This is a genomic window from Flavobacterium sp. JAS (assembly GCF_020991455.1).
Lineage (GTDB): Bacteria > Bacteroidota > Bacteroidia > Flavobacteriales > Flavobacteriaceae > Flavobacterium.
Window position 1 is genome coordinate 44,280 of record NZ_JAJMOX010000005.1, and the last position, 12,669, is coordinate 56,948.

The window sequence follows — 12,669 nt, forward strand, 5'->3', positions numbered from 1 at the left end:
AAACCTGAAACTTGAAACAAAAAAAACAAAAAGAACACAAATAAAAAAACAATAATTTAGATATGGCAGAGTGGACAGAAAGAGCCGAACTTTTATTTACTAAAGAAGGATTGCAAAACTTACAAAATTCAAATGTTTTGGTTGTAGGTTTAGGAGGAGTTGGATCATTTGCAGCAGAGTTTTTAGCGAGAGCAGGAGTAGGAAGTATGACAATTGTTGATGGCGATGTGGTTGATATTACAAATATTAACAGACAATTACCTGCTTTACACTCAACGGTTGGTCAGCCAAAAATTACAATTGTTGGAGATCGTTTGATGGATATTAATCCGGAATTGAAACTGACTCGCGTTCAGGAATTTTTATCTCCTGAGAGAGCTTTTGAGATCGTTTCGCCAGAGTTTGATTATGTCTTGGATTGTATTGATAGTATTACTCCAAAGATAAATTTGATTATCGCTGCAAAACGAAAAAGAGTAAAAATTATCAGTAGTATGGGTGCTGGCGGAAAAATGCTTGCTTCAAAAGTAAAAGTTACAGATATTTCTAAAACAATAAACTGTTATTTCTCTAAAACCATCAGAAAGCGTTTAAAAGTTGAAAAAATCAACAAATTAAAAGTAGTTTTCTCATCAGAAATTCAAGATGAAAAAAGCTTAAAACTAACCGACGGAAAAAACTTCAAAAAATCATTTTACGGAACAAACAGTTATATGCCAGGTTTATTTGGTCTTCATGTTGCTGAAACAGTAATCCGTCATTTGCTTAAAAAAGATTAGTTTTTGTTTCAGGTTTTCTTTGTTTCAGGTTTCAAGTTTTGGATATGTAGGAACTTCGTCAAAGTAACCACAAACAGATAACTTGAAACCTGAAACAAAAGAAACAAAAAAACTTAGAACCTTAGTACCTTTAAAAAAAATGATTAAAACAGTAATTTTTGACATGGATGGTGTAATTGTAGACACTGAACCAGTTCACCGTTATGCTTATTACAAACAATTTTCAGAATTGAATATTACAGTAGGCGAAGAAATGTATACTTCGTTTACCGGATTTTCGACACGTAATACTTTTCAGGCTTTGAAGGGGTTTTTCCCAACAATAGAGCATGAAGTAGAAGATTTGATTCAGAGAAAAAGAAGTATTTTTAACGATGCTTTTGATACTAAAGAAGATTTGTATTTGCTTGAAGGTGTAGAGGATTTGATTAAAGATTTGTATGCTAACGGAATACAATTGATTTTGGCTTCATCTGCATCAAAAGTAACGATTGAGCGTGTTTTTACAAGATTCAATTTGCATCAATATTTCACGGATATTGTGAGTGGCGAAGATTTTCCGCAATCAAAACCCAATCCGGCGATTTTTATACATGCAGCTTCGTTGTCAAAAGCGCCAAAAGAAAATTGCATCATAATTGAAGATAGTACAAATGGAGTAAAAGCGGCAAAAGCAGCAGGGATTTATTGTGTGGGGTATAACAGTCATCATTCTAAATTGCAGGACTTGTCTGATGCTGATTTGATTATCAATCATTTTAACGAATTAAACGCCCAAAAAATATCAGAATTAGGTGTTTGAATTATATTAAATTTAACATTTGTTACCTAATTGAATTTGTAAATTTGAACAAACAAAATAAACTCACACATGAAAAAACTACTTATTGCATTAGCCATTATTTTGGCTCCTTTTGCTACAGAAGCACAGATAAAAACACCACAAGCGAGTCCGAAAGGGTATATTAAACAAACAGTTGGTTTGACTGATGTTGAAGTTACATATTCAAGACCAGGCGCGAGAGGTAGAGCAGTATTCGGAAATTTGGTTCCGTTTGGTAAATTATGGAGAACTGGAGCTAATGAAAACACAATCATTAACTTTAGTGATGATGTTGTGATTGATGGTAAAACTTTGAAAAAAGGAAAATATGCAATTTATACTATTCCTAAAATCGAAAGCTGGGAAGTAATTTTCTATCTTTCTACTGACAATTGGGGATTGCCTGAAAACTGGAGCGATGCTTATGTTGCTTTAAGAACTACTGTAAAAGAGAATGCATTACCAACTCCGGTTGAGACTTTTACAATTGGTATTAATAGTTTAGATCCTAATTTTGGATATTTAGAAATGGCTTGGGAAAACTCTCATGTTGCTTTAAAATTTGAAGTTCCAACTGCAAAAAATGCTACAGCTAGTATCGAGAAAGTTTTAGGCGGACCAAGTTCAAATGACTATTTTGCTGCTGCTCAATATTTGTTTCAATCAAACGGAAATATTGAAACAGCCAGAACTTATGTAGATAAATCATTAGATATGAGTACTGAAAAACCATACTTTATTTTAAGATTAAAATCTCAGATTCAGGCAAAACAAGGTGATAAAAAAGGAGCTGTTGAAACTGCAAAAGCTTCACTTGCTGCCGCAGAAGCTGCTAACAATCAAGATTACGTAAAATTGAATAAAGATAGTATTGCTGAATGGAGCAGATAATAATTCTTTGAATTATTAAATTCCAATTCCCGATACTCGGGATAAAAATCCAAATTCCAAAGCTTTTAGAAGTTTTAGAATTTGGATTTTTTTTATGGGTTTAAGTTGCGATTATCTTTGTTAAAGTTTTAAACTTTGACAAAGATAAAACACAAGAAACACCGCAAAGTACCCCTTGTATTTGTCATTTCGAGGGACGAGAAATCTTCGGGAGAAGCTCGACAAAGATTGGATTATCGTTACGGAGTTACTTGCGAAGATTTCTCGTCCCTCGACATGACAATATAGTTTTTTAATAAAATAGACAGACTTGTCTGTTTGTTTTGAATTTTTTATATCTTTGTACTTCTAATTCATCATACAAATGCAACCAAAAGAAAGAATTTTAGATACTGTTTCAGTGTTATTTCACAAGCAAGGATATAACGCCACGGGTATAAATCAGATTATTGAGGAAGCAAAAGTGGCAAAAGCAAGTTTTTATCAGCACTTTAAATCAAAAGAAGATTTATGTGTAGCTTTTCTTAATCAGCGTCATGATTTTTGGTTTAATGAATTGGAAAAATTCACTTTAAACGAAAAAGATTCAAAACCCAGAGTTTTGGCCTCTTTTGATTTTTTGATATTTATGAATCAGAAAGAGAATTTTAGAGGATGTAGTTTTCTAAATATACTTTCCGAAATTCCATCGGATAATCTAAAAGTGCTTAGTGTAATTCAAAGCCATAAATTAGATCTACGCAATTATTTTAATAATATTCTCAATAATGAGCTTCTCGCAGATCATGTTTATTTACTTTTTGAAAGCTGTATTGTTGAAAGTCAGTTATTTAAATCAAACGATCTGATAGAACAATCTAAAAAAATCATTCAAACTTTAATTTTATAAAAAATGGAACAGAAATTACCATTGCCGCCTTTCACGTATGAAACGGCATTAGAAAAAATTCAGTTAGCAGAAAATGCATGGAACAGTCAGGATCCGGAAAAAGTTTCGAAGGCTTATACTGTAGACAGCGAATGGCGAAATAGAGATCAATTTGTAAATGGGAGGGAAGAAATTATTCGTTTTCTAACTCAAAAGTGGCAAAAGGAAAAAAACTATAAATTAAAAAAAGAATACTGGGCACATACTGAAAACAGAATTGCTGTTCGCTTTGAATACGAATATCAAAACCTTGACGGAAACTGGTTTAGAGCCTATGGAAATGAAAACTGGGAGTTTGATGCTAACGGATTAATGCAAAAGAGATTTGCCAGTATAAATGATCTTGCAATTAAAGAGGAAGATAGAAAATTCAGGTAATTAGTTCAGACTTGGCGGTTCCGGAATTTTGATATTTCTCTTGATTTTCTTTACAATTAAGAGGTAAAAAGTGATTCCGCCTAAAATGATAAGCAGCGCAATTTGCAATTGTCCAAGACTATTATTTTTGTTATACATTGCATTTGCGCTTGCCAATTTTGCTTTCCCTTCCTGAATCTGAATTTGAGATAAGGATTCTAATGTAGTTATAGCTTGTTGACTTAAGGCTACAATTTTACCCCAGTTTTTACTGGCAACATGATTGTTTATTTCTTTACAAGAAATTAAAAAGGCGTCAAAATATTGTTTCTCTTTATTTGTTAAAACCGTTTTTGCATACAAATCATCAATATTATGAATGATATCTAATGTATGAATGATTTCAATTTTTTTGGTATTATCGCTTAAGTCAAGTTTTTCGGCTTCGGATTTTATGTAATGCAGCTCTTTAGAATATTGAAAAATATAATGTGCTACAACCAAGCGATCATTAAAAATAGCATTGATATTTTCGTTTACGTTTTTTGAATTCTGAAGTGTATTAAAATTTCCCAGCAAAATTAAAAGCATCACAACCAATAAAATGTAAGCAGCTTTAGTTTTATTGCTGTATTTTTTTAAATCTTTCATAGTGATGCGTTGTTAAATTGATTATAAAGTAAGCTTCTTATTGAGCAATGAATCCGAATTTTAAATCCTTCTCTATATATTTTATTGCCGCAACAGGTGCGATCTTTATAATTTTGCTTCCTTTTTGAACATAAAAATAGTAAATGCTATTGGAGTTTATGAGATAAATTTGTTCTGATTCTCCACTGTTATAATTCAATTTATAATTATATTTTACGGTACCATTTTTAATTTTTTCCATAGCAAAATAGCCATTACCAATTCCCGTTCCGATGAAAAATGATAATAATATCATGGCAAACATTTTGAAAGAAACAAAAGTGTAATAATTTTTGGCTGCCTCTTCAGATAATCCTTCAGTAGATTTTAGTTCGAACACTTTTTGCAGCGATTTTTTGTCTTTATATTTTAGTAATAGTTTTGGTAAATAAAAATGAAATACAAACAAAAAGACTACGAATACTAATGTCAATGGGTTTGAAGTGAACTCTGCAATTGGACTAATTAAGATGTCCATAATTGTAGAATATTTCAAAATATTTATTCCGAATTGATAATAAAAAAGGCTCTCTTTTAATATTCCTAATATTACCAGGTAAAGGTAGCCTAGGGGAAGTAGTTTTTGTATTTCCTCTGAATATTTCATTTATGTAGTTTTGTTTTTGGCGAATACTAAAATAGTACTTTTTATTACAAAAACTGAATAGATGAATTACAAAGTAATTAAAAGATTGCTAATCTGACTATAATTGTTCCATTGGAACATCTCATAGGTAGTAAATAATAATTCGTTTTTTTACGTTCCGTAAGAACGTTTGATAAATAATATGCATATAAAATTTACCAAACCTGCCTACGGCATGATATTGAATTGTGATTATTTTTTTTCTACCTATGAAATGTTTCGATGGAACAAACAGTAATTGATGATACCTAACAGATTTGTTTTTTAATTCAGATTATTCAAAAAGAAGATTATTAGATAGAATTTTTTATTTTAAATTACTCCAAAACAACTTCCTCAGAATCCGCTTCATTTTTGAAAAACGCAACTTGCATCAGCAACGCAAGTATTATAGTTAACATTGCTCCAATAAAATTCAGCCACAAATAACCCAGTTTTTCCTCTTTATAGATCATAAAATAATAAATAATAAAAATGGTTGTCTGGCTAATAATAGCGCTGTAAAACATAGCTTTTGCTTTTACGCGACGCAAGTAGAATCCAACTAAGAAGATTCCTAGAACGGTTCCGTAGAAAATGGATCCAATGATATTTACTAACTGAATTAAATTCTCAAATAAAGTTCCAACGCAGGCAAAAAGAATTGCTACAACTCCCCAGAATAAAGTGAAGAATTTAGTAGCGTGTAAATAATGTTTCTCTGATTTTTCGGTTTTCAGGTTTCGTTTGTAAATGTCAATTGCCGTTGTAGAAGCCAAAGCATTTAAACCCGAAGCGGTTGATGACATTGCTGCTGAAAGAATTACGGCTAATAATAAACCAATCAATCCTTTTGGTAAATAATGCAGGATGAAATGGAAAAAGACATAATCTTTATCATTTGTTTCACTAGCCGGGTCAGCTTTTGTGATGATTTCTTTGGCGCGATCGCGTAAATCTTTTTCTTTATTGGATAAGGTAACCAATTCTTTTCTTAAAATCGGATTATCAAAATCCTGATTCAGCTGATCGATATACAATAAATTGATTACTTTTTTATCTTCTGAAAGTGTACTTAATTTCTTTTCTAGGGCGTGATATTCTTCTTTATAAGCCGATTTTTCTATAACAGTTTTATTATTCGGATTAAAATTTAACGGAACTGGATTGAATTGAAAAAATACAAAAACCATAACTCCGGTTAACAGAATAAAGAACTGCATTGGTACTTTTAAAAGTCCGTTCATTATTAATCCCATTTGGCTTTCGCGAATTGATTTTCCGGATAAATAACGACCAACCTGAGATTGATCTGTTCCAAAATAGGCGAGGGCTAAGAAAAAACCTCCCGTAATTCCGCTCCAGAAAGTATATTTTTCTTCAGGATTAAAAGAGAAATCTACAATATTCATTTTGTCATTTGCACCCGCAATATGTAAGGCACTTGTAAAAGTCATATCGTTTGGCAGATAATGTAAAATCAGGAAAAATGTAATAAACATTCCCGACATGATTACAAACATTTGTTGTTTTTGGGTTACGTTTACTGCTTTTGTTCCTCCTGAAAAGGTGTAAATGATCACAAGAACACCAATTATAACATTCATTAAAGTTAAATTCCAACCCAAAAGAGCTGATAAGATAATGGCAGGAGCATAAATGGTCAATCCGGTTCCTAAACCTCTTTGAACTAAAAACAGAATCGCAGCCAGTGAACGAGTTTTAAGATCGAATCGTTTTTCAAGAAATTCGTAAGCGGTAAATACTTTGTTTTTATGATATAAAGGAATAAAAGTCACGCAAATCACAATCATTGCAATTGGTAATCCAAAATAGAACTGCACAAAACCCATTCCGTCATGATAAGCTTGTCCCGGAGTAGATAAAAAAGTAATGGCGCTGGCTTGTGTGGCCATAACCGAAAGTCCAACGGTGTACCAAGGTGTTTCGTTGTTTCCTAAGATAAAATCTTCGACATTTTTACTTCCTTTGGTTTTCCAAGAGCCGTACCCAACAATAAATAAAAGAGTAACAATAAGTACGATCCAATCAAATAATTGCATAGGTTATGAGTATAATTGCATGATTAAGAAAAAAATCAAAATGTAAATAGCATTGGCCACCAAAACGTAGGTGTAGCTTTTTTTCCATTTTTTTGTTTTTTTAGCTTCCATTTTATGAATGTTTATTTCTTTAATTCTTGTTTTGGAGCTTCTATTGGCTGTTTTAACGAAATCATATTCGATAACAATCGATATGCACCTGCAACACCTTCGGGCAATTCTCTAAAGAAGCTTAAACCAGTGTAAATATAGTATCCTTTTCCGTATGGCGCTACCAATAATGCTCCATTCTTAGCAGATTCTCCTTTGTCATGCGAAGATAGAATAGGAATGAAGGCAGGATCGTATTGGTCAGGATAATACAAACCTTGTTCTTGTGTCCAACCTTCAAAATCTTTAGGACTAATTTTATTTGGTGTATTTAAAATGGGATGAGTTGGTGCCAGAAAAGTGACTTTAGCATTTTCTTCGGTCACACGATCATTTGAGATTTTTAGTGAATAAGGCGCAATTTGGTCCGTAACCATTTTGCCATAAGTATTGTACTGTACAATCATATTTTTACCACTTTTCACAAAATTAAAAAGGATATTTTGTTTGTTTGCCAAAGCATTTACGGTATTATAAGCGCGAACTCCGGTAATGACAACATTAAAAGAATCTAGTTTTTCAGGTGTAATTTCCTCAGGTTTTATAACCGAAACTTTATAACCCATTTGCGCTAAACTTTCCGGAACTTCGTCACCTGCTCCCATGATGTAAGCAATGGAGTCTCCATTTGTTTTTAAATCAATTCTGATACATTTTGACTCTGCTGGTTTCAATACCATTTGTTTGGTAATATGCGGGTAATCAATAATAGTTTCGTCTTTGTCAAAACGTTTATTGTCTACAATTGCAATGCTTTTTGCAACTACTTCCTCAGGATTTACGGGTGGTGTAACTTCAAAATAGAAGATTTGTTCGTTTCCTTTTTTCTCAAGTGTAAATGGAATTTCTTTTGGAGAAACATCCCAGCTTTTAGGTAATTCCAGTTGTAAATTCCCTTTAATTCCATCTTTTCCTGCACGTACTTTTACAGGGACCATTTTACTTTTTGTACTTCCAAAAATTAAAACTTTTTCAAGAACTGATGTTGTAACTTCTGGAACTATATCCAGAAAATTGTACATTTCTCCTTTTACACCATCATTGTATTTGTAAACAACAGTGCGTTCAAACGGAATTTCAACGCCGCTTATTTTTACATTAAAAACAACTTTTACTTGTCTGATAATATCCGGAATTCCAATATTTTCCTGATTCGAAACCGTATACATTCCTACGCTTGCTTTTTCTTTCAGCCAATACGGTTGTGTATATTCGATATTGCTTGGAAGCTGAATCTGCAGATTTATTTTTTGATCGTTATTATTCTTTAGCAGAATATTTTGAGCTGTATTTTTATTGTCCGGTAATGAAGTTACGCTGGTTAATTGCATTTCGGCAGAAGATCTATTAATTGCTTCTAGACTAAGTTTAATAATACTTCCCGGAGTTGCTTCCTGCTCAGAGACAACGGCTTCGAGATATAACCCGGAGCATGATGCTATTATGTTTTTTATTGCTGTAGCCTTTACAGTTTTCCAGTGATCATCCTCCAGAGCTTCAATCATAGCATAAGCTTTAACCAAATCAGGAATACTTGCCGATGGATTGCTGAAATCATATTTTGCAATAATAGTTGTGATCAACTCTCCAATAGGTTTTCCGTTTTTAACGCGGTTCCACGAGGTGTCAATTCCGTCAAATAAATTATCACGATCTATTGGACTATCTCCTTTAATAAGTTCGAGGTATTCTGTTTCTGCGCCACGAGATCCAGTACTTCCAAAACCTTGCGACTGGTGGCGGCTTCGACTTAAAGCTGCAATTTCTTGATTCGATTTTCCGATTCCAGTGTAATAAACTCCAGTTTCCAGTTTGGTGAATTTTGATTTATCAGCAGCATCAAATCTTTCCTGACTTCCATAAAACCACCAGGACGGATTAAAAAACAAACGTTTTACTTGCCATGGTTTTACATATTTTAATTGCTCCGGATAGACTTTAGGATCGTTTGTAAGCTTAAAACTTTCGACGCTCAACATTGCTGATGATGTATGATGTCCGTGCGTGGTTCCTGGCGAACGATGATCAAATCGATTTATAATTACATCGGGCTGAAATTTTCTAATCGTCCAGACAACATCAGCAAGGACTTTATCTTTATCCCAGATTACTAAAGTTTCATCCGGATTTTTAGAGTAACCAAAATCATTCGCTCGCGAAAAAAACTGTTCTCCACCATCAATTTTTCTGGCTTCTATTAATTCCTGAGTTCTTATAACACCTAATAATTCACGCAATTGCGGACCAATTAAATTTTGACCTCCATCACCTCGGGTTAGAGATAAATAACCGGTTCTTGCATTCATTTCATTTGCCATATAAGAGATCAAACGGGTGTTTTCGTCATCCGGATGCGCTGCTAAATACAAAACAGAACCTAAGAAGTTCAATTTTTTAATTTGATTGTAAATTTCGACTGAACTTGGTTTTTGTGGTTGTTGTGCAAAAGAAATTGAAATTCCTGTTAGAAAAATAAGAAGAATTTGTACTTGAATTTTTCGCATAGCGTGGTTAAGTGTTTTTTGATAGAGCTTCAAAAATACTAATTATATCCTTGAACAGTATTTAAATGAAATGTTAATGTTTGGTTATTGATTTGCTTTTTTAAGAAAAATGGTTCAAAAAAAAAGCTGTCAGACTAAATCTGACAGCTTTTAAGGGATTTGATTTAAAGTATTAAATCAAGTGGTATTTCTTAGGATTACAGAAATTATTTCAATTTGTTTTCTGTGTCTTTATAGTTTCCTGCAATTTTATCTTCTTCCATGACCGTAAGGACCATCATGTTTACGGTGGTGATCATGATCGTCATCGTCGTCATGTCTGTCGTGTTTATCATAACGCTTTTTGTCATAATGTTTGTAATCTCTACGATCATCATAACGATCGTTGTAACCATACGCTACTGGTCTTGGATTATAGCATCTTTGAGGTGCTCCGTGATATCCTTTATAATATTTTACTCTGTGACGATCAAAATAAGCGTAAGGAGTTCTACCATGATAATCATTCAAAACTACTTTGTAACCTCCGTACAAATCATAGTTTCTATATTGTCTAGGCAAATAAGTTGCTCTAACCCATCTTCCTCCTCCAAAATAAATAAACTGGGAAGCTCTAACATCATAATAAGCTTCGATATCCGGTAAATAGTAATATTCCATTTCCTCATATCCAACCGGTCCCCAAGCTGGAGGAGATCCAATATTAACGCTTATTGATACTTGCGCTTGTGTAGCACTTGCAACCAAAAGGAATAAACCAATGATTGCTATTTTTATTGTTTTCATTTTTTTTAGTTTTAATATTTGTTCTGTATAGGGATATTCATATACTGTGCCAAAAATTAAAACCAAATGCATTTCGTCGGATAAATTATGCTTTTTATCGAGTGTTATTTGTTTACTATTTTTGTAAATGTTTGATTTTTAAATTGTTTTGATAATATTAAGAAAATAAAAAAAAATGATGTTTTTTTACTTATTTATATTCAACAATTCTTGGCTTTGCCAGTTCAAAACTTTGCAAACCAAAATCTGAAGTTTCAAAAGTATTGGTTTTAAATACGTTATCTCCCTGGTAAGGAATTGTCGGGTAGTATGACAACGAAAGCTGAAAGGCGCTAAATACTAAGTAATCATTACTGATCAATAAACCTAAAGTCACTTTTGAATATCCTTTGTTGCGTCCCATTGCATTATCTGGGCCTCCTAATACCGCAATAGAATAGTTGAAAAATGGATTCATACGAAATCCCAAGATAGAATATGGAGAATAAGTTTGGGTCTGTAAAGATAAAACCATTTTATTAGTTCCGTATATCGCGCTATTGAAACCGGCTAAACCATTTTGTTCGTTTATATTAAGCTGATCGCCAATAACGTTCTCTCGGTTTGCGCCTATAACTATTTTAGGATTAATAAATTGTCTTAATTTCCAGTTTCCAATACTAAAGAGTTTGGTGAAGTAATTAGACTCAAATGAAAAAGCAGTTTCATACGTGTTTGAATCGTGAAAAAAAGTTCCAGCTTCAAAATTGGTGCTTAAGAATCCCCATTTATAATAATTCCCAAAAGAAAACTGACCTCCTATATAAGGTCTCCACATGGTATTTTTATACTGATACCCTAAAGTAATGCCATAAATTCGTCCGACAGGAACGTCTTCTATCTGTCCATTTCTAAAAATATAACTGTCTTTTATAAATTTACGAGTATTGATTCCAATCCCGCTTAAAATTAGTTTTTCATCAGAATAGAAATGTGTGGGATCATAAAGTTCAGCTGGAGATTCGGTATAATTGACATTTAAAAAGCGTCCGGAGACAATTAGATTTGTGATTCCGTTTGTTTCGTCTTCAAAAACCTTTGATGCTTTTCCGGCCCAAAAATCCTGAAAATTATATTTAAAAGGCTGAGAGGCATACGTGAGATCAGGAGCCTGCAAAGTATCTTTTCTAAAATTTTGTCCCACATAAACGCCACCCGCCCATTTGGTTAAAGGGGAATAAAAATCGCGTTCGATATCTATACTTTTTGTATAGTTGCCATCGAGATCAGTTTTATAATTTAAAATTGTTTTTATATAAGTGTTTTTGATATTTGGTATCGTATAAGTGGCTTCGTTGGCATTTCGACCATCATCAAACCTATTTCTATAACGATATTCGAGCTGCTGCCCAGTACCCAAAAAGTCTTTTTCTTTTATTCCAAATGAAACCTGATTACTTGATATTGAAAACTTTGGAATTGTACTCCACGAATCTAAAACACGAATAGTAACATCTACAGAATCGGACTCCTTATTTGCCAGTTGATTCGAAATTCTAACCGCAGTTACATAAGTTTGAGCTCGAATCAAACGTTCGGATTCCTGTACTTTATAAGTATTATAAGGTGTATTCTTCCTAAATAACAAGAGATTATAAATTGCTATTTTTTTTGTTTTTAAATGCAATCTGTTTCCGGTTCTTTCTCCCCAATTTTTAGGTACTTGAGTTGTATCAGTAATAGAATGACCAAAAGGATCTAGCGTAACAATAGTTATATTTCGGATGATTTTACCATCAAAATTTATGGTATCATTTAAATGAAGTTCCTCTTTTGCGCGGGGTTTATTTGTTTTAAAGAACAGTTTGTGAAGACTTTGCGTAAATTTATTTTTTTTAGAATAATTTCGAATTTTCTTATAGATTTCGCTATTGTCTTTTTTTTGTGGAGTAACCTGGGCATAAGTGCCTTGTAAGCAAAAGCATAATAGAATAAAAATAATTATTTTTCTGTTTACAAACATTAGATGATTTTTGACTGGCTTACAAATGGTTCTTAAATCAATATACGAAAATTATACTCTTAAAATTTATT

General features: G+C 32.7%; 11 protein-coding genes. 5 read left to right on the forward strand and 6 right to left on the reverse strand.

Annotated features, from left to right (window positions below):
- The first annotated feature begins 62 nt into the window (after positions 1–62).
- The 5 genes from LPB88_RS08070 (at position 63) to LPB88_RS08090 (ending at position 3,799) form a co-directional block, all read left to right on the forward strand.
- Positions 63–779: a ThiF family adenylyltransferase gene (locus tag LPB88_RS08070; protein WP_230714408.1), complete on the forward strand. Its 717-nt coding sequence runs from the start codon at positions 63–65 to the stop codon at positions 777–779.
- 139 nt (positions 780–918) lie between these two features.
- Positions 919–1,581 (forward strand): HAD family phosphatase, encoded by a 663-nt coding sequence (locus LPB88_RS08075; protein ID WP_230714411.1) that lies wholly within the window; start codon positions 919–921, stop codon positions 1,579–1,581.
- A gap of 69 nt (positions 1,582–1,650) precedes the next feature.
- A complete protein-coding gene (locus tag LPB88_RS08080; RefSeq protein WP_230714413.1) occupies positions 1,651–2,493 on the forward strand; it encodes a DUF2911 domain-containing protein in 843 nt (280 codons plus the stop codon).
- Positions 2,494–2,857: 364 nt separating this feature from the next.
- Positions 2,858–3,382, forward strand: a complete 525-nt coding sequence (locus tag LPB88_RS08085) for a TetR/AcrR family transcriptional regulator (RefSeq protein WP_230714415.1) — start codon at positions 2,858–2,860, stop codon at positions 3,380–3,382.
- A 3-nt stretch (positions 3,383–3,385) separates the two neighbouring features.
- The gene (locus LPB88_RS08090; protein WP_230714417.1) at positions 3,386–3,799 is read left to right on the forward strand and encodes a nuclear transport factor 2 family protein; all 414 of its coding nucleotides are present in this window, start codon (positions 3,386–3,388) and stop codon (positions 3,797–3,799) included.
- Here the strand turns inward: LPB88_RS08090 and LPB88_RS08095 are convergent, their stop codons facing one another.
- The 6 genes from LPB88_RS08095 to LPB88_RS08120 all read right to left on the reverse strand — a co-directional run bounded on the left by LPB88_RS08095 (position 3,800) and on the right by LPB88_RS08120 (position 12,598).
- Positions 3,800–4,429, reverse strand: coding sequence for an MCP four helix bundle domain-containing protein (locus LPB88_RS08095; protein WP_230714419.1), 630 nt, complete (start codon positions 4,427–4,429; stop codon positions 3,800–3,802). It abuts the gene before it with no gap.
- Positions 4,430–4,466: 37 nt separating this feature from the next.
- Positions 4,467–5,075: a hypothetical protein gene (locus LPB88_RS08100; protein ID WP_230714420.1), complete on the reverse strand. Its 609-nt coding sequence runs from the start codon at positions 5,073–5,075 to the stop codon at positions 4,467–4,469.
- A 356-nt stretch (positions 5,076–5,431) separates the two neighbouring features.
- Positions 5,432–7,156 carry a sodium:solute symporter gene (locus LPB88_RS08105; protein WP_230714422.1) on the reverse strand — a complete coding sequence of 575 codons (1,725 nt, stop codon included), beginning with the start codon at positions 7,154–7,156 and terminating at the stop codon, positions 5,432–5,434.
- A 122-nt stretch (positions 7,157–7,278) separates the two neighbouring features.
- Positions 7,279–9,810, reverse strand: a complete 2,532-nt coding sequence (locus LPB88_RS08110; protein WP_230714424.1) for a PIG-L family deacetylase — start codon at positions 9,808–9,810, stop codon at positions 7,279–7,281.
- Between the two features lie 249 nt (positions 9,811–10,059).
- Entirely contained in the window at positions 10,060–10,596 is a 537-nt protein-coding gene (locus tag LPB88_RS08115) for a hypothetical protein (protein WP_230714426.1), read from the reverse strand.
- A gap of 190 nt (positions 10,597–10,786) precedes the next feature.
- Entirely contained in the window at positions 10,787–12,598 is a 1,812-nt protein-coding gene (locus tag LPB88_RS08120; RefSeq protein WP_230714428.1) for a hypothetical protein, read from the reverse strand.
- Positions 12,599–12,669: the final 71 nt, after the last annotated feature.